The sequence below is a fragment of the bacterium genome (genome assembly GCA_035380285.1).
Taxonomy (GTDB): domain Bacteria; phylum Auribacterota; class Erginobacteria; order Erginobacterales; family DAOSXE01; genus DAOSXE01.
Window position 1 is genome coordinate 76,435 of sequence record DAOSXE010000001.1, and the last position, 19,549, is coordinate 95,983.

12 protein-coding genes are annotated in these 19,549 nt (G+C 65.1%); all 12 read left to right on the plus strand.

Features of this window, described 5'->3' with window-relative positions; genetic code table 11:
- Window positions 1-12: 12 nt before the first annotated feature.
- The 12 genes from PLZ73_00375 to PLZ73_00430 all read left to right on the plus strand — a co-directional run bounded on the left by PLZ73_00375 (window position 13) and on the right by PLZ73_00430 (window position 19,318).
- The gene (locus PLZ73_00375) at window positions 13-1,695 is read left to right on the plus strand and encodes a hypothetical protein (protein HOO76329.1); all 1,683 of its coding nucleotides are present in this window, start codon (window positions 13-15) and stop codon (window positions 1,693-1,695) included.
- 13 nt (window positions 1,696-1,708) lie between these two features.
- Complete coding sequence (miaB, locus tag PLZ73_00380; protein ID HOO76330.1) at window positions 1,709-3,058, plus strand: tRNA (N6-isopentenyl adenosine(37)-C2)-methylthiotransferase MiaB; 1,350 nt, start codon at window positions 1,709-1,711, stop codon at window positions 3,056-3,058.
- Complete coding sequence (gene mutS / locus PLZ73_00385; protein HOO76331.1) at window positions 3,051-5,681, plus strand: DNA mismatch repair protein MutS; 2,631 nt, start codon at window positions 3,051-3,053, stop codon at window positions 5,679-5,681. Before miaB ends, mutS begins: the two co-directional genes overlap by 8 nt.
- Window positions 5,682-5,747: 66 nt before the next feature.
- Complete coding sequence (locus PLZ73_00390; GenBank protein HOO76332.1) at window positions 5,748-7,481, plus strand: ATP-binding protein; 1,734 nt, start codon at window positions 5,748-5,750, stop codon at window positions 7,479-7,481.
- Complete coding sequence (locus PLZ73_00395; protein ID HOO76333.1) at window positions 7,474-7,851, plus strand: response regulator; 378 nt, start codon at window positions 7,474-7,476, stop codon at window positions 7,849-7,851. Before PLZ73_00390 ends, PLZ73_00395 begins: the two co-directional genes overlap by 8 nt.
- 10 nt (window positions 7,852-7,861) lie before the next feature.
- Complete coding sequence (locus PLZ73_00400) at window positions 7,862-9,703, plus strand: ATPase, T2SS/T4P/T4SS family (GenBank protein ID HOO76334.1); 1,842 nt, start codon at window positions 7,862-7,864, stop codon at window positions 9,701-9,703.
- A 25-nt stretch (window positions 9,704-9,728) separates the two neighbouring features.
- Window positions 9,729-10,601, plus strand: a complete 873-nt coding sequence (locus PLZ73_00405) for an AAA family ATPase (protein ID HOO76335.1) — start codon at window positions 9,729-9,731, stop codon at window positions 10,599-10,601.
- Window positions 10,570-12,006, plus strand: a complete 1,437-nt coding sequence (locus PLZ73_00410; GenBank protein ID HOO76336.1) for a sigma-54 dependent transcriptional regulator — start codon at window positions 10,570-10,572, stop codon at window positions 12,004-12,006. The genes PLZ73_00405 and PLZ73_00410 overlap by 32 nt, the downstream gene beginning before the upstream one ends.
- A 68-nt stretch (window positions 12,007-12,074) precedes the next feature.
- A complete protein-coding gene (locus PLZ73_00415) occupies window positions 12,075-13,295 on the plus strand; it encodes a type II secretion system F family protein (GenBank protein ID HOO76337.1) in 1,221 nt (406 codons plus the stop codon).
- 316 nt (window positions 13,296-13,611) lie between these two features.
- The gene (locus PLZ73_00420; GenBank protein HOO76338.1) at window positions 13,612-13,917 is read left to right on the plus strand and encodes a prepilin-type N-terminal cleavage/methylation domain-containing protein; all 306 of its coding nucleotides are present in this window, start codon (window positions 13,612-13,614) and stop codon (window positions 13,915-13,917) included.
- 115 nt (window positions 13,918-14,032) lie between these two features.
- Window positions 14,033-15,928, plus strand: coding sequence for a hypothetical protein (locus tag PLZ73_00425; protein HOO76339.1), 1,896 nt, complete (start codon window positions 14,033-14,035; stop codon window positions 15,926-15,928).
- Window positions 15,929-15,961: 33 nt separating this feature from the next.
- A complete protein-coding gene (locus tag PLZ73_00430) occupies window positions 15,962-19,318 on the plus strand; it encodes a S8 family serine peptidase (protein ID HOO76340.1) in 3,357 nt (1,118 codons plus the stop codon).
- Window positions 19,319-19,549: the final 231 nt, after the last annotated feature.

Here is a 19,549-nt window from a genome sequence, read left to right on the forward strand (position 1 = left end):
TTGGAAGACCCCATGCCTTTCGCCGATAATCTACCACGTACCGCCGCCCGAGGCCAGCCGCTCCCGCCGTGCCGGGTCTCATTCCCGGCGGCGGCGCTGCTGCTGCTGGCGGCTCTGGTCGTCTATTACCCCTGCCTGGGGGGCGGGTTCTTTCTCGACGACGGTATCCACATCGCCGGCCCCGCCGGGCCGATCCGCTCTCCGGGTTGGCCGGAGCTGCTTGACCGCCCGTTCTTCACGATCCCGGGGACGGGAGCGGGGCAATACTACCGCCCGGCCGCGCTGGCGGCCTACAAACTCATTCTGGGAGCGGCCGGGGACAACCCGGTTCCGTTTCATCTGGTCAACGTCGTTCTGCACGCCGCCGCCGGCGCCCTCGTCGCTTCCCTGGCGGCGCGCTGGCTCGGTTCGGCTCCGGGCGGTCTGGCCGCGGGGCTTTTCTTTCTCGTCCATCCTCTCCAGGCGGAGGAGGTGGCCTATATTTCGGGGATGGGCGGGCTGCTGGCGGCGCTGGGCATGCTCCTTTCCCTGCGCCTGCTCCTGGGGGCGGCCGGGAAAGGCACGGTGGCGGTCTCGACGGGCGTCTATGCCTGCGCGCTTCTGAGCAAGGAGTCGGCCCTGTTGTTCCCGGTCTGGGCGGCGCTGCTGATCTGGGCCGAAACCCCCGGCATGTGCGGATTGAAGCGGCTTCGTCTGCTCCTCCCCCATTGCCTGGCGGCGGGTCTGTATCTCGCCCTGCGCGCTTGGTTTCTGCCGGGGATCGCCTTTCTCGGGTCCGCCGGAGGGCCGGGGCCGGCGGCCGGGATCCCGGCTTCCGCCCGGGGGCTCCTGGAAAGCGCCCGGCTGGTCCTTCTCCCCGGCGGACTTCATCTTTTCCGGTCCCTTCCCCTAAAAGGGGCTCCGGCTGCCGCCGCCGCCGGAGCGGCCCTGGCGGCGGGTGGAGCGGTGCTTTATGCGAGCCGGTTGGCCCGCCCCCGCGACCTTCCTTTCTGGCCGGCTGCCGGCGCCGTCTGGTTTCTGGCGGCGATGGCTCCCTTCGCCGGGATCAAACCGCTGCTGCTGCAGCCGGGCGTGGTCTTCTGGGGAGAGCATTTCCACTATCTGGCCCTGGGTGGGGCGGCGCTGCTGTTCGCCGGAGCGTTCCGAGCCGCAGCCCGGTGCGCCCGCGTTTCCGCCCGGCTGGGAGCGGGAACGATCCTCGTCCTTCTCGCCGTTCTTTCCCAACGGCAGGCCGCGCTCTGGGGCGCGCCCCCGCTTCTGGCGGCCGGGGCCGCCGCCGCCGAGCCCCGGCTGTTTCGGACCCGGGCCGTCCTGGCCGATGTGCTTTCTTCCCGCGGCCGCTACGCCGAAGCCGTCGAGGAATACGCCGCGGCCCGAGAGAACCTGCGCCGCAGCGCGAACCCGGTTTCCGAGTCCGGCTACGCCCCCCTGGAGCGGAAGCTGTTGTACGGATATCTGCTCGGCTCCTGTTACGCCCAGGGGCGCCAGGGGCACTATCTGGAGGCGGCACGATCCGCCGCCGCCGCCTGGGGCCTGTTCCCGGAGGATAGCCTGGCGGCCTCGTATTTTTTTTCCGCTCTGGCGGAAGCGTGGAAATCAGGGGTGCTAGGGAAGTCGAGGTACCCCGGCGATTTTTCGGACCTGAAGACCATATGGAAAAACTTCTCCGGGCGGCCTTCGCCGCCGCCGGCTTAGAAAGCGGGGTTCCATGGCCGAACGGTATTCGTTTTTTCTGCGCACCTACGGATGTCAGATGAACCGGCACGATTCCGCGCGGATCGCCGGAGCGCTGGAGAGGGCGGGGTTTGTGCGGGTCGAGGACGACCGGGACGCGCGGATCGTCCTTCTCAACACCTGCAGCGTCCGGGATCACGCAGAAGAGCGGGTCCGGGGGAAACTCCACGAATACGCCCACCGCAAAGCCGCCGATCCCGCCCTGGTGGTCGGAGTCCTGGGCTGCATGGCCGAGATCCGGGGGAGCGAACTCGCGGGGCGTTTTCCTGCCGTCGACCTGGTGGTGGGGCCCGGGCGTTTTTCGGAGATCGGCGCTCTCCTTCGCCGGGTACTGGGAGAGCGGGACCGGATCGTCGCCCCCGGGACCGGGCGGGACGAGGCTTTCTTTTCCCTGGAGCCGTCGCGTTCCCCCGGGCCCCGCGCGTCCATCACCATCATGCGCGGCTGCGATAATTTCTGTTCGTACTGCATCGTCCCCTTCAGCCGGGGCCGGGAATGGAGCCGTCCTCCCCGCGATATTCTGGCCGAGGCGCGCCGGGCGGCGGCTGCCGGGTGCCGGGAAATCACCCTGTTGGGACAAAACGTCAATTCCTACCGGGGCCGGTCCGGGGACGGGAGCACGGCCGACTTTCCCGATCTGCTTCTCCTGTTGGACGGGGTGGAGGGGGTGAAACGGATCCGGTTCGTGACTTCGCACCCCAAGGACATCTCCGAAAGCCTGATCCAGGCGGTTCGGGAACTGAAGAGCGTTTGCGAAGACATCCATTTTCCGGCCCAGTCCGGGTCGGACCGGATTCTGAGCCTCATGAACCGGGGGTATTCGCGGGAAGAGTACCTGGAAAAGGCGGCGCGGCTGCGCCGGCAAATACCCGGGGTTTCCCTGCGTTCGGATTTTATTGTAGGATTTCCCAGCGAGACCGAAACCGATTACCTCCGGACGCTGGACCTGATGGAGCGGGCGCGGTTCTCCCAGGTGTTCGCCTTCACCTACTCGCCGCGCCCCGGAACGGCCGCCGCCCGGCTCGACGACGACGTCGGGCCGGAGGAGAAGTCGAGACGTCTCGATGCGCTGCTGCGGCTCCAGCAGCGGATCGGCGCGGAGGAAAACGAGCTTTTCGTGGGAGAAACGGTGGAAGTGATGCATGAAGGCCGCAACCGCCTCCGCCCCGAACGGGGGCAGGGCCGCGCCCGGGACGGGAGGATGGTTTTCTACCCCTTGACCCGGGCCCACCCGCCCGGATCGCTGCTGAGGATCGCGATCGCGGCCTCGACGCCCCTGAGCCTCTTCGGAGAAACCGTGACGGAGCGCCCGGCGCATGACTGAACTTTCCCCCGGCAAAGACACCCCCATGCTCCGCCAGTATCGGGCGGTCAAGAACCAGGCCCCGGGAGCGATCCTGCTTTTCCGACTCGGCGATTTTTACGAAATGTTCGGAGAAGACGCCCGCCGGGCGGCCCCGGTGCTGGAGATCGCCCTGACCGCCCGCAACACCATGCCCATGTGCGGCATTCCTTACCATGCCGCCACCGGGTATATCGCCAAGCTGGTCAAGGCGGGGTTCAAGGTCGCCGTCTGCGACCAGGTCGAGGATCCCCGGCAGGCCCGGGGCATCGTCCGCCGGGAGATCACCCGGATCATCACCCCGGGGACGATGGTGGAAGAGGAACTGCTCGACCAGGCCCGCGCCAACTATCTGGCCTCGGTCTGCCGGCTGGGCTCGGTGTTCGGCCTGGCCTCTCTGGAAATTTCCACCGGGGAGTTCCGGACCACGGAGATCGGGACCGTGGAACAGCTCCTGGACGAATTGATCGGCCTGCGCCCGGGCGAACTGCTGCTCCCCCCCTCGCTCGAGGAAGAAGTGGGGAAGCCGCTGCAGGCGCAGCTCGGATCCGGCCCCCTGTTGACTACGGTCGAGGAATGGAAATTCGATTACGAGATGGCGTACGAAACCCTCAACCGTCAGTTCGGGACCGCCTCGCTGGACGGTTTCGGCTGCGCCGCCATGATCCCCGGGATCGCCGCCGCGGGCGCGGTCATGGAGTATGCCCGGGAAAACCTGCGCCGGCCCGTCGGCCATATCCACCACCTGATCGCCTACGAGACGGGACATTACATGGTTCTGGACGCCGCCACCCGTTCCAGCCTGGAGTTGGTGGAACCCTTACGCGGGACCGACGACACCGCCACCCTCCTGGGCGCGGTGCGAAGGACCGTAACTCCCATGGGCGCCCGGCTGCTGCGGGAATGGCTGGTTCGCCCCCTGGTCGATCCCGCCGCCATCTCCCGCCGCCTCGAAACCGTGGAAGGGCTGATTTCCCGCCGCGATATTCTGACGTCCGTCCGGAGCCGCCTGAAGGAAGTGCGGGATCTGCAACGGTTGATCGCCCGGATCGCCTGCGGAACCCCGAACCCCCGGGACCTGGGCGCCGTCCGTCAGTCGTTGAAGGCCGTGCCCGGGTTCAGGGAAGAACTCGCGGGGTTCGCGGACGGGATATGGGAGGATATCCGCGCCGGGCTCCATGATTTCACTTCCCTCGTGGAACTTCTGGAACGGGGCCTGGTCGACACGCCACCCCTTTCTCCCGGCGACGGCGGGGTGATCCGGGAAGGTTTCGACGGCGAATTGGACGGGATCCGCCGGCTGGCCCGCGAAGGCAAGGATTGGATCAGCCGCTATCAGGCGGAGGAAATCGAACGCACGGGAGTCAAGTCGCTCAAGGTCCGCTACAACAGGGTGTTCGGATATTTCATCGAGATCACCAAAGCCAACCTCGCCTCGGTTCCGGATCATTATCTGAGAAAGCAGACCCTGGCCAACGCCGAACGCTTCATCACCGACGAACTGAAGGAGTACGAAGACAAGGTCCTGGGCGCGCAGGAACGCGCCGCCGCCATGGAGTACGCCCTCTTCGAGAAACTCCGGGACGCCGTGCGGGAACGGGAACGGCTTATCCAGGAGACGGCGGGTTCGCTGGCCCTTCTCGACGTCGCCGCCGGTTTTGCCGATACCGCCCTTGCGCACAACTTCGTCCGGCCCATTGTCGAGGAGAGCGGGGTCCTGACGATAAGGAACGGAAGGCACCCGGTCGTGGAACAGACCGTGGCCGCCGGCAATTTCGTGGGGAACGACACCGAGATGGACGGAGCAGAGAGCCAGATTCATATCATCACCGGGCCCAACATGGCCGGGAAGTCCACCTATATCCGGCAGGTGGCCCTGATCGTTCTTCTCGCCCAGACCGGCAGCTTCGTGCCCGCCGATTATGCCCGGATCGGGTGCGCCGACCGGATTTTCGCCCGTGTCGGCGCCTCGGACGACCTCTCCCGCGGCCAGAGCACGTTCATGGTGGAAATGACCGAAACCGCCAATATCCTGCACCACGCCACGCCCCGCAGCCTGATCATCCTCGACGAGATCGGACGCGGGACCAGCACGTTCGACGGGATTTCGATCGCCTGGGCCGTGGCCGAGTATCTGCATAACCGTCCGGCCCGCAAAGCCAGGACCCTGTTCGCCACTCACTACCACGAACTGACGGAGCTGGAACTCACGCTTCCCGGGGTGAAGAACTTCAACGTGGCCGTGAGGGAATGGAACGACCGGGTGATCTTCCTGCGCAAGGTGGTGCCCGGAGGCACCGACCGAAGCTACGGCATCCAGGTGGCGCGGTTGGCCGGGCTGCCCCGAGCGGTTATCGAACGGGCCAACCGGATACTTTCCGGACTCGAGTCCGGCACGCTCTCGGCCGACGGGAAACCGAAGTTCGCCGTTTCCCTCCCCTCTCCGGATACCGGCGGCCAGCAACTGACGTTGTTCGAGACCGAAACCGATCCGGTCGTGGACGAGCTGCGTTCGATGCGGCTGGAATTCATGACGCCCTTCGAGGCGATGCAGAGGCTCAAGGAGCTGAAAGACCGTCTCGACCGGAGTGGCTGCCGCGGATAAAAACTGTTATATTATTGTACAGTCTCCTGCGAAAACGGTCGTACCGGAAGGGAACGAAGGCGATATATGAAGCAACCCGATCTGCGGTGGATGCGCCGGGAATATTCCCTGAGCCGGGTAGTGATGGAGAACACCCTGGTCGGGACCTGCATGGGTCTGCTGGTAGGACTGCTGCTGCGCGGCTGCCTCCCCCAACTCAACCAGATCAACCTCGATTGGGTGATCTTCATCCTGATCGGCATGATCATCGGCCTGCTCAGCGGCTTCGAACGGAAGCGCCAGGCCCAGATGGAAAAGAAAAAAAACCTGCTGGAGAAAGAGGTCCGGGAAAGCCGGGGCGCCCTGGTCACCACCGAAGACCGCTATAAGAACCTCTTCGACAACGCCAACGACGTGATCATGGTTCTCGACAGCGACGGCCGGTTCGTCGAGGTCAACGGGAAGTTCCGGGATATCCTCGGATATGAAGCGGCCGAATGGCTGGGCCGTTCCTTCTACGATCTGATTACGGCCGCCTGCCGCGACGTCGCCATCAAGAACTACTGGGAAACGCTCAAGGGCGGAGCGCCCCGGTTCGAACTGGACGCGGTTCACGCCGGGGGAAGCACCATCAACCTCGCCTGCGCCAATTCGCCGGTCCGCGACCGGGAAGGGGAGGTGATCGGGGCCATGATCATCGCCCGCGACATTTCCGAGAGCAAGAACCTGGAGGAACTGCAGAACCGCTTCATCTCCCATGCCTCCCACGAGCTCAGGACTCCGCTCACCGCCATGCGGGAGTTCGCGTCGCTGCTCATCGACGGGGTGGCCGGGGAACTGAACGAGGACCAGAAAAAGTACCTGGAGCGGGTGGAAGCGAATATCGACCGTCTGGCCCGGATCATCGACAATCTTCTCCTCATGTCCCAGGCCGAGCAGGAAAAGATCGTGCTGGACAAGAGACAGCTCGATTTCGGGGAAGTCCTGGCCCAGGTCAAGGAGGATTACCAGGCCGCCGCCGCCAAAAAGCGCCAGGATCTCACGCTCAACCTGGGGGAAGAAATGCCCCGGATTCTCTTCGATCCGGACCGGGTGATCCAGGTCCTGATCAACCTTCTCGGCAACGCCATGAAATTCACCCCCGACGGGGGCCGGATCGAACTGGGGGCGCGGCGCGACGGAGCCAGCCTGGTCGCCTGGGTCAAGGACAACGGGGTGGGGATCAAGTCCGAAGACCATGAAAGGATATTCGACCGGTTTCAGCAGATCCGTGACGGGCACAAGTTCGGCCGCAAGGGAGCCGGGCTGGGGCTGGCCATATCCCGCGAGATTATCCGGCTGCACCGGGGGGAGATGTGGGTGGAGAGCGAGGTGGGGCAGGGCAGCACCTTCTATTTTTCTCTTCCCATCACCCAGGCCCCCAAGGTGCTCCTGGTGGACGACGACCCCGACCTAGTGGAGATGTACAAGGATTTTCTCACCCCCTACCACTACCGGGTGATAACCGCCTACAACGGAGAGGAAGCCATCCGCAAAGCCGTGGCCGAAGTCCCCGACCTGGTGGTGTTGGACATCGTGATGCCGAGGATGAACGGTTACGAGGTGATGGGACGCCTCCGGGAGTCGCAGACCACCTGCGGGATCAGGGTCGTCATTCTCACCGGCTACGGCCTCGACGAGAAGCGCCTGGCCGCCTACGGCGACCGGGCCATTCCGGCCCTGCGCAAGCCCGTGAGCATGAACGAATTCGTCAAGGTGGTGCAGGGAGAACTGGAAAAGCGAGAGGAAGAACTGTTGGAAGGAGAGAAAGCCGGTGAGTGAGAACCGCAACCTGGTGCTGGTAGTGGACGACGAGGAAGACCTGGTCATCGCCCTCAAGGCCCGGTTTCAGTCGGCCGGGTACGAGGTGGAGGTCGCCCGGGACGGTTTGGAAGCGTTGCGCAAGGCTCGCACCCTCGACCCCGACGTCATCATCCTCGACGTCATGCTCCCCAAGATGGACGGTTTCAAGGTCTGCCGTATGCTCAAATTCGACAACCGCTACTCCCGGATCCCGGTGCTCATGCTTTCGGCCCGGGGGCAGGAGGTTGACCAGGAGATGGGGAAGAAGGTGGGGGCCGACGATTACATGGTCAAACCCTTCGATTCGGCCAAGCTCATGAGCCGGGTCAAGGAACTGTTGGGGAACTGAGCGGAGCCTCATGTTCGAGAACGAGGAAAACGTCGTCGTCAACCGCCTGCTGGACGCGGGCCGGATCGACGAGGAACAGCTCGACCGGGCCCGCAAATCGGGGATCAAGCCCCTGCACGAGGCCCTGATCGAACTGGAGTTTCTCGGCCAGGACGAAATCTACGAAACCATCGCCCTGGAGTTGGGGGTTCCCTACGCCAACTTATCCAATTATATGGTGGACGAGGACGTCTTCACCCTGATCACCGAGGAAGTCGCCCGGCGGTTTCAGATCTTTCCGCTCTACCTTCTCGAGGATTCGATCGGCCTGGCCATGGCCGATCCCCGCAACGTCGAGGCACTGGATCAGGTGGCTCTGATGACGCGCCTGACCGTCGATCCCTTCCTGGCTTCGCCGCGGGACATCAAGCGGGCGATCGAGCGCCGGTTCCAGTCCCAGATGGGGTCCGTGGAGGAAATGATCGAGGACCTTGAGGTCACCCGCCTGATCGAGGAGGAGGAGGAGATCCCCGAGCTCAAGGATCTGACCGACGAAGCCCCGATCACCAAGCTCGTCAACCTGATCCTGGCCCAGGCCGTCCGCGACCGGGCCAGTGACGTCCATATCAACCCCGACGAAAACGCGCTGAGGGTCCGGTTCCGCATCGACGGGGTCCTTTACGAGGTGCCGTCCCCCCCGCCCCGGCTGCGGGCGGCGATCACCTCGCGGATCAAGGTCATGAGCAATCTCAACATCGCCGAGACCCGCAAACCCCAGGACGGCCACGTCCGGCTCAGGATCGAGGGCAACGACATCGACATCCGCGTTTCGACCCTGCCCACGGTTCACGGCGAAAACGTGGTTCTGCGCATCCTCAATTCCAGCAGCGTCATCGTCGGCCTCGATCAATTGGGGTTTACCAGCCGCAACCTGGAGATATTCCGTCAGATCATCTTCAAGCCTCACGGGGTGCTGCTCAACACCGGTCCCACCGGGAGCGGGAAGACCACGACCCTCTACACCGCCCTGCAGACGGTCAACAGCATGGACAAGAACATCATCACGGTGGAGGACCCGGTGGAATACCGACTGCGCCTCATCCGTCAGGTCCAGGTCAACCCCCGGGTGGGGCTGAGCTTCGCCTCCGGTTTGCGGTCGATTCTGCGCCAGGACCCGGACATCATCATGGTGGGTGAAATCCGGGACGCGGAAACGGCCGAGATCGCCATTCAGGCGGCGCTGACCGGGCATTTCGTCCTCTCCACCCTGCACACCAACGACGCCGCCGGCGCCATCCCCCGGCTGATGCACATGGGGGTCGAACCGTTCCTGGTGGCGGCGGCGCTGGAGGCGATCATGGCTCAGCGGCTGGTCCGGAGGATCTGCCCCCAGTGCCGGGTCGCCTACGAACCCCATCCCCTGGTTCTGAAACAGATCGGACTCGACCCCGAAAAGAAAGTCGAATTTTTTCGGGGAGAAGGCTGCGATTTATGCCGCGGCACGGGGTACAAGGGCCGGGTGGCCATCTTCGAGATCATCGAGTTGAGCCCCGCCATCCGGCACCTGGCCATAGCCAAGGCCGGGAGCGACGACATCATGGACGCCGCCATCAGGGAAGGCACGGTGTCCCTCAAAGACGACGCGCTGCGCAAGGTCCTCGACGGAGAGACCACGGTGGAGGAGATGGCCCGGGTCACCGGGACCAAAGTCGATCTCGGGCCCCCGGAAGCGGAGGCGCCGGGCTCCTCCGGAGAGGCGGGGGAGGGGGAAGAAGTCCTTCCCGAAACGGTTTTCGAGGAGGAAGGCGCCTCCGACTCTCTTTCGATCGACGACTACGAGCGGCAGATAACCCACTGGCTGGCAAAAAAATAGCCCGGCCTCCCGAAGGGGAAAAACCATGTACGAGAAATACTGGGGTTTGAAGGAAAAGCCGTTCCGCAACACCCCCGACCCCAAGTTTCTCTGCGATTTCAGCCAGTACTCCGACTCCCTGATGAAACTGACCTACTCGGTCAGGGAGAACATGGGAGCGGCGCTCCTCACCGGGGTCTTCGGCTGCGGCAAGACCCTGGTGGCCCGGGCCCTGATGAACGGTCTCAGCCGCGGCAAATACGCCTTCGCCTACCTATCCTACCCGCCGGCCTCGGGCGGCGAATTCCTGCGCGCGGTGGTCAGGACCCTCAAATACAGCGAACTCCCGGAAAAGAAGACCGAACTCATGGAAGACGCGCTCTTGGAAGCCCTGCAGGGACAGGTCCAGGACAACGAGAGAGAGGGGAAAGAGACGGTCATCATTCTCGACGAGGCCCACGCCGTGGAGAACGACCAGATCTTCGAAAAGGTCCGCTTGCTGCTGAACTTCCAGAAGGAGGACCGGTTTCTGGTCAACCTGCTTCTGGTCGGGCAGCCGGAGCTGCGGAACAAGGTCGCCAACCTCCGGCAGCTCGACCAGCGGATCGCCATCCGCTGCCACCTCAACCCGCTCACCCGGGAACAGAGCGCCGACTATATCCGCCGCCGGCTGGGGACGGCGGGAAGGGAAGACGAAATTTTCACCGAGGAAGTGGTGGAAGAGATATTCAAGGAAACCGGCGGCATTCCCCGGCGGATCAACCACCTCTGCGATTTGGGGCTGATGACGGGGTTCGCCCGCAAAGCCCCGCGGATCGATGCCGCCGTCTTCCGCGAATCCCGGGAAATATTCGCCGGCACCGCTCCCGGAACCGGAGGAGAAAGCGGTGGGGAAATCCCTGCTTTTAGTCAACCATAACCCGTCGCAGCTCGCTTCCTGGCGGGCCCGGCTGGAAGGATGGGGGATACCCTGCGCCGCCACCGCGGATCCTTTCACCGCCCTGCAGTTGCTCCACCTCCAGGAGACGGGGGGGATGATCTGCCGGGAAGACCTCCCCATCATGTCCGGCCCGGAACTGGCCCGCCGCGCCCAGCGCAGCCACCCCCGCCTGGCGGTTCGAGTGATGGGCCGCCCCCGCGGGGGAGAACTTTCGGACGTCGACTACCACCACGGCGCGGTTTCCTTTCTGGAAGCGGATTTTCTCACCGCGGCCGGCAGGGTCCTGCTGGCCTCGGGAATGCTCCTCACGGAAGGGTGCGGGGAAAAGCTTCTTTCCTTCTCTTCCGATTACCCCGAGATCGTGGGGCAGTCCGGCGGTATTCGGGAGGTCTTCGATCTGATCGACAAGGTCCGCGACCGCGACGTCACCGTCCTCATCCGGGGAGAGTCGGGCACGGGGAAGGAACTGGTGGCCCGGGCCATCCACCGGACCGGGATCAGGGCCGGGAAACCGTTTATTTCGGTCAACTGCGCCGCTCTTCCCGAAAGTCTTCTGGAGAGCGAACTCTTCGGCCATGAAAAAGGAGCCTACACCGGGGCGGATTCCCGGGTGGTGGGAAGGTTCGAGCAGGCCGACGGCGGCTGCCTGTTCCTGGACGAGATCGGAGACATGAGCTTCGAGACCCAGGCCAAGATCCTCCGGCTCCTGGAAGGCCACGAATTCGAGCGGCTGGGAGGACGGACCCCGATCCGCGTGGACGTTCGGGTGCTCGCCGCCACCAACCGGGACCTGGAGACGGCGGTTCGGGAACACCAGTTCCGGGAGGACCTGTATTACCGGATCGGGACCTTTCCCATCTTCATCCCGCCGCTGCGCTCCCGCCGCGAGGACATCCCGCTTCTGATCGGCGCGGTTTTAAGAAACTTCAACCGTTCCACCGAGAAAACGGTGAGCGCGGTTTCGGAAAAAGCCCTGGCCCGGCTCATCGCCTACGACTGGCCGGGAAACATCCGCCAGTTGGAGAACCTGGTCCGCCGGGCGGCGATCCTGGCGGGAGGGGGGGTGATCACCGAGGTCGGCGTCGATACCGGGGAAGAGGTCCCGGGGGGGAGCCGGGCCGGCCCTAAACCGGATTCCGATCCCGCTGCCGCCGGTTTCGCCGCCGAGGAGGGGGAACCGCCGGCGCCGAGGCCGGAAAGGATACGGTCTCTGGCCGAAGCCGAGCGCGAAGCCGTGATCGAGGCCCTGCGGATCGCGGACAACAACATCAGCCGCGCCGCCCGGGGCCTGGGAATATCCCGGGCGACGCTCTATAAAAAAATCAAGGAGTACGGGGTCCGCGAGAGCGGGAAGGAAGGAAAAGACGGCGGAGGGGATCCGTGATTTCTTGAGCGGCGACGGCATTGCCGGGCCGCATCACGGCAACAGCGAACCGACGAGGCGGAACAACCATGGCGATTTACCGATATAAGGCGCGCAGCGACGCGGGCAAGGTGCTTTCGGGGGCCCTTGAAGCCTCGTCGGAGCAGGCCGTCGTCCGGCAGCTGGAGGAGATGGGCTACACCCCCATTTCGGTCAAGCTGGAGAAGGCTTCCCGCAAGTCCCAGAAACGCGGGATCTTCGGGCAGATGGAGAAAGTGAAGGGCAAGGACCTGGTCATGATGACCCGGCAGCTTCACTCCCTGATCCATGCCGGTATCCCCATCATGATGGCCCTCGACGTTCTGGAAAAGCAGTCCCAGAACCAGACCCTGCGCGGGATCCTGACCCGTGTCCAGGAGGAGATCAGCGGGGGCGCCAGCCTCTCCGACGCGCTGCGGAACTTCCCCGGGGTCTTCGACGACCTCTACGTCAACACCGTCCTGGCCGGGGAGACGGGCGGGGCGCTTCCCGAAGTGCTGGGGCGCCTGGCCGACCTCCTCGAATCCGAGCAGGAAACCCGGACAGCGGTCAAGTCGGCGGTGCGCTATCCCATGATCGCCCTGACGGTCCTGATCATCGCGTTCGTGGTCATGAGCACCATGGTGGTTCCCAAGTTCGCCAAGATCTTCACCGCCATCAAGATGGACCTGCCGCTGCCCACCCGGATGATGATCGCCATGAGCAACGGCATGCTTCATTATTACTGGATCCTCATCCCCGCCGTCATCGCCGCGATCTTCGCGTTCATCGCCTACGGCCGGACCAAGAAAGGGCACTATCAGATCGACCGGCTCAAGCTGAAGCTCCCCATCTTCGGTCCGCTTTTCACCAAGCTGGCCATGTTCCGCTTCACCAAGATGCTGGCCACCCTGGAGCGGAGCGGCGTTCCCATCCTCAAGATCATCGAAATCGTCTCCATGACCGTGGGCAACGACATCATGGCCGAACAGCTTCTGGAGATGCGCAAGGACATCCGCGACGGCAAGGGCATCTCCGAATCGATCATGGCCCGGCCGGTCTTTCCCCCCATGGTCAGCAACATGCTCTCGGTGGGGGAGGAGACGGGGCGCCTGGATGAAATGGCGGAATCGGTGGCCTATTACTACGAGCAGGAGATCCGCTACACCGTCGCCACCCTGACCGATCTGATCGAACCGGTGATGACCGTTTTTATCGCCGGGTTCGTGCTCCTCTTCGCCCTGGCCATCTTCCTGCCCATGTGGGACATGATCAAGATCGCCCAGCGCTGAACTTCCGTCCAAAGGAAAGCCACCTTCCTCAAGGAAGAACAGGGAGCGAAAACCGATCAATTATTTATCATTGGCGACAATATATACAAATAAATGTTTATTTAATGAACAACATCCTCCGAAAATAGCTGACATTCTGGCTTCGCTGATATTTTTCTCGACCACACGCTATCTTCCGGACCGAAGACAATATCGGTATCTCTTTTCCGGGCAGCATCTTAAAAATATGCGCCGGGAACCACCCTCGTATTTGGCATGACTGTTGCTTCTATTAAGGCGCGGACAAACCGGAAACCCCTTACCAAGGAGGTAAGACATGAAGGGTTTTACGCTGATTGAACTGATCATCGTGATCGTGATCATCGGCATTCTGGCCGCGGTCGCGATCCCCAAGTACCTGGACCTGCAGGAGCAAGCCCAGAAGGCGGCCCGTGACGGCAACGTTTCCGCCGTCCGTTCCGCGGTGACCATGTACTATGCCGAACAGGCCGCCGCCGGCGGACCGTCCTTCCCGGCCACCATCGTGGCCGACCTCTTCGCCGACGCCACGGTCCCCCCGACCGTCAACGGGACCTGGACCTGGTCCTACGATTCGGCCACCGGCACGGTTTCCACCAACTGAAACGGGCAACAGGCATGATACGAAAGGGCCTCCCCTCATGGGGAGGCCCTTTCGTATTTCCGGAAGCGTCCGGCCGGATCGCGCCCCGCGCCGGGCGGGGGGAGGTCAGACGGGCGTGAAAACGAACCGCCGGGGAGCCGGGGAAGGATGGGCCGTTCCCCTGGCTTGGTTTATTCCGGTGGCCGTGGCCCTGGTCTACTTCCCCGTCTTGACCGGGGAGTTCCAGCTCGACGACTACAACATCATCCGCCACAACCCCGCCCTGCTCCGGGGCTGGGGCGCGGCGGCGGCTTTCTGGCCCTCCCGGGCCCTGGCCCTGTGGAGCTTCCGCCTCAACTTCCTCGTCGGGGGTTGGTCCCTTCCCGGATTTCACGGTTTCAACATAGCTCTGCACGCCGCGTCCGCCCTCGCTCTCTACGGGATCCTGAGGATTTTGCTGGGGCGGACCCCGGCCGCGGCCGCGGGGGCCTTTTTCGGGGCGCTGTTTTTCGCGGTCCACCCCGCCGCCACCCAGGCCGTCAGTTACGTGGTCCAGCGGTTCGTCTCCCTGGCCGGCTGCCTGGTCCTGGCCGCCGTCCTCGGTTACCTGTCCGGGCGCCGGGCGTGGCTGCGGGGGGAAGGGAGAGCCGAGATCGCCGTTCCCTACCTGGCGGGGCTGGCCTGCTTCCTGGGAGCTTCCTTTTCCAAGGAGTCGGCGCTGGTGCTCCCGGCGGCCATCCTGGTCGGCGAAGCCGCGTCGTCTTCGGCGGAGCGCCCGCGGAGCCGGCGCCTGCTCTTCGCGCTGCCCTGGGTGCTGGCGGTTCTGGTCCCGCTGGCGGCGGTGGCCGCCACGGCGGCCCGGCCGGAAGGGGAAGGGATGGACGGATTTTACTACCGCCGGAATTTTTCGTCCGGCTCCGCCGCCCTGACGGTCCCGGCTCAAGGCGTCAGCCTCGCTTCCCGCCGGGAATACCTCTACACCCAGTTGAACGCCTTCCGGGATTACCTGGCTCTGGCCGCCGTACCAGTGGGCCAGGCGGTCTACCACGAGCTGGAGCCGGCGCGCTCCCTGCTCCGGGCGGACGTGGCGGTTTCGGCTCTGCTCCTGTCCGGCTTCCTGCTCCTGGGAGCGCGGCTTCTGGGCGCCGGTTCGGTGGGAGGAGGAGGGATGCTCTGGTTCGTGCTCTGTCTTCTCCCCACTTCTTCGGTGGTGGTGCTCTGGCCGTTTTTCTCCGAACACCACCTCTACCTGGGCCTGGCCGGCGCGGGGACGGTGCTGGCCGCGGCGGTTTCCCTCGCCTCCGGCGCCCGTCCGGCCCCGGCCCGGGCCGCGGCCTGGGCCGTGGTTTTCTGCCTGGCCCTCATGGCTTTTTCCCGGAACCTCCGCTGGGGCACCGAGGTCGCGCTCTGGGAAAGCAACGTCCGGCGTTATCCGGCTTCGGGGCTGGCGCGCTACAGCCTGGCCGGGTCCCTGATCCGCTTCGGCCGTTTCCGGGAAGGGCTGCGCGAGGCCGACCTGGCCGCGGTCCTCACTCCCTCGCTGGACACCTTTCACAACCGCTGGGCGGCCCGGTTTTCCCTGGGCCGCATGCAGGAAGCCTTGGCTCTGGCCGAGGAGTATGCCCGTCTCAACCCCGGCGCCCTCGACCCCTGGCTGATGCTGGCGAAAACACGGCTGGCCCGGGGCGAACCCGGCGCCGCCCGCGCCGCCCTGGATCGGGCCGCCGCGATCGATCCGGAGGCGGTTCCGGTGCTGGTCCTGACGGCGGTCGCGGCCGAACGGGAAGACGACCGGGTTGCGGAAGCAAAGGCACTGGAACGGGTCCTGGGCATCGATCCGGGCAACGAGAGCGCGCTGATCCTCCTGGCCGGGCTCCGGGCCCGGGAGGGAAATTACGCCGAGGCTGACCGGATCTACCGGCGCGCGTTGGAACTTCATTCGGAGTCGGCCCTGGCGGCGTCGAATTACCGCGCTTTCCTCGATGCCCGGAGAGAAACGGACCAGGCCGGGGTCGGCCCCGGGCCGGATTGACGGAAGCCCCGATGCATAGTATTATTACATAAGATGAACACGGTACGGACAATAGCCGCTGCGGCCGGTTTCCTCCTGGTCTGGATCCAGCCTTTTTCTATGGCCTCCGCGTCCGTCATCAGGTTGGCCGCGGGCACGGTCGATACCAGCGCTCTTTCCGGGCGAAACGGGCTCGACGGAGATTCCGCCTACCGATTGATCCAGTTCGACGGTCCCGTCCAGGACTCCTGGCTGGAGTCCTGCCGGGCGGCGGGGATCGAGTTGTTGGACTACGTTCCCGACTTCGCCTTTATCGCCCGCGTCCCCCGCGACCGCCGGCAAGCGATTTCGGAGCTTCCCCACCTGGCCTGGACCGGGCCCTGGCTGCCCGGTTACCGGGTTTCCCCGTCGCTGCGGAATCGGGGAGCCGCCGCGCGGAAGGTGGTGTTCGTTCTCTTCCCCGGCGTCGATCCCGAACCTTTTCGGGAAGCGGTGGGGAAGGTTGGGGGGGAGGTGACGGCGACGGCGGCCGGTCCCTGGAAAACCCGGGTCCTGGCTACGGTCCCGGGAGCGGGCCTGGAAGAGCTGGCGGCCGAAGAAGGGGTGAAATGGGTCGAGCCCGCCCCCCGCTGGGACTGGCATAACAACAAGGCTTCGGAGATCGTGGGAGCCTCCGTGGTCCGTTCCAGCCTGGCCGTCTACGGTTCCGGGGAGACGGTGGGGATCGCCGATTCCGGGATCGACCGGGGATCGAAGAAACCGTCGGAGCTGCTGGCGGATTTTCTCGACGGGTCCGGGAGTTCGCGGGTCACGGCCATCGTCCACCTCTCCACCGCGGTCAAGGACATGATCGGGCACGGGACCCACGTGGCCGGGACCATCCTCGGCAACGGCAAGCTCTCGGGGGCGACGCCGTCCTCCCGGGTTTTCCCTTCCACCTGCTACGCCGGGATCGCGCCCGAGGCTGAACTGGTGGTGCAGAACATCGCCGACCTCAACGGCAACATCACCGGTCTCCCCGACGACCTCAACGTTCTTTTCGCCCAGGCTTACGGCGGCGGGGCGCGGATACACAACGACAGCTGGGGCGAGATCGGGACCAACGGCTACACCTCCTATAGCGAAGACGTCGACGAGTTCATCTGGGACAACCCCGAGTTTTCGGTGGTCTTCTCCGCCGGCAATTCCGGCATCGACGCCGACGCCTCCGGAGTCGTCGACGGTTCCTCGATCAACGCTCCGGCCAATGCCAAGAACTGCATCGCGGTCGGTGCCGGCGAAAACGACCGCGACGAGTCCTCGACCCCGGAGCCGGCATACAATGCCGCCTACGGGTGGTTCTGGCCCTGGGACTACCCCGCCGCCCCCATCAGCGACGACCACGTCTCCAACCACCCCGAGGGGCTGGCCGCCTTCAGCTCCCGCGGGCCCACCCTCGACGGCCGCTTTAAACCCGAAATCGTCGCGCCCGGCACCAACGTCGTTTCCTGCCGCAGCCATGCCATCGATCTTTCCCAGTCCGTTCTCTGGGGGCCCGGAGGGCTCTCGGGGAGCTTGAGCGAGTACTACACTTTTTCCGGGGGAACCAGCATGGCCGCGCCCCTGGTGACCGGCGCCGCCGCCCTGGTGCGGGAGCGCTACCGGACCGCCTTCGGCGCCGTCCCCAGCGCCGCCCTGATCAAGGCCACGTTGCTCAACGGGGCCCGGGACACCACCCCCGGGCAGTACGGCACCGGTGCCGCCCGGGAGGTTCCCCCCGCTCCCCGGCCCAACAACGTCGAGGGCTGGGGGCGCCTGGATCTTCCGTCCTCCGCGCCTCTGCAGGACGAGGGCGATTTTTATTATTTTCAGGCGACTCCGGGCTTGTCCACCGGCGGGGAAGACAGTTATCGGATTTCGGTCTCCCCGATGCTGGCCGCCCTCAGCGTCACCCTGGCCTGGAGCGATTACCCCGGTTCGGCGCCCGCCGGCGGAGCCTTGGTCAACGATCTCGACCTGACCGTCGCCGGTCCCGGCGGCCAGGTTTACTACCCCAACCGGGCGACGGCGGCGGAAGGACTGGTGTACGACGACGGGACCGTCGAAGACGAGCAGACCGGTTTTCTGGGGGTGGTGGAGGCGGTCCGCTTCACCCCCTCCCGTTACCCGGCCCGGCTTGACGAAGGCGTTTTCTACCTGGGCAGCACCGCGGGGTCCTACCCGGCCGAGACCGGCATCCGCGTCTACCGGGGGGATGCGTCCGGACCCAAGGAGCTGCTCTGGAGCGGGAACCGCACGGTGACCGCGCCCGGCTGGCAGAGTGTGGATTTTTCCGGGGAAGGGATCGCCGTCGCTTCCGGCGACATCTTCCTGGGGGTGGCTCCCCTCGACGACGATCTCTTCTGGGCGGCGGACGTCGATCTCGAAACCGCCGGGCGCACCTGGCAGTACGTGCCCGGCAGCGGATGGGTCAAGATCCCGATTCTCGACGCCCTCATCCGGGCCCGAACGACCGCGACTTCGGTCCAGGACCGGACCAACAACGTCGAGACCGTCGATATCGATCTTCCCGCGCCCGGTGTCTATACCCTCCGGGTCCGGGGCTACAACGTTCCCTGCGGTCCCCAGCCGTACGCGCTGGTGGCCGCCCGCCCGGCCTGGACGGCGGAGAACGCCCCCGAGCGCTTCGTGATCGCCTCGGGCGACTACGACGGCGACGGGACCGCCGACCCCGCCGTCTTCCGCTGGAGCGACGGGCTTTGGAGCGCGCGGGGTCTGACGCGGTTCTATTTCGGACGGATGGGGGACTACCCCGCTTCGGGAGACTACGACGGGGACGGGACCACCGACGCCGCGGTTTTCCGCCCCGCTACGGGGATGTGGTCGGCGCGGAGCCTGACCCGGTTCTGGCTGGGGGACGACGAGTCCGTCCCGGTTCCGGGGGATTACGACGCCGACGGCACCGCCGACGGAGCGGTCTTCGGGAGCGCGGACGGCCTCTGGCGGATCCGGGGGCAGAGCGCCTTTTATTACGGGCGCAGCGGCGACGTCCCGGTTCCGGCCCGTTACGAGGCCGGGGTCTCCGCTCCCACCCGGGCCGCCGTCTACCGGCCCTCGAGCGGGCTTTGGGCGTTGCGGGGGCTGACCGGCTACCACTACGGGGGAGCGGAAGACATCCCGCTCCCCGGCGATTACGATGTTTTTCCGGGGGCGGACCTGGCCGTCTTCAACCCGGACACGGGGCGCTGGGCCATGTACGCCTTCACCCGGTTCTATCTGGGAAAGGAAGGCGACGAGCCGGTCCCCGCCGACTACGCCGGAACCGGCGTGGACAAGTTCGGGGTCTTCCGCCCCGGCAGCGGCCGCTGGGTCGTCCGGGGTCTAACCGCGTTTTACTACGGCGACAGCCGGTCGATACCGGTAACGAGGTAAAAGATGAAAATCCGGAAAGGCATCCGGGCGGCGCTGGTTCTGGGATTTTTACTGGGGGTGGTTCCGGTTCGTGCCGGGGAATATTCTTCCACCGCCCCTCTCACTTGGCCCGTCGGCGCGGGAGGTTATTCATCGGAAATCTACGTGCCGGATTCCGGCAACGTTCAAGAAGTGGAAGTATTTATTCAGGAGGGGAATATTCCTATCGGCTCTGGTTTCGAATATATTATT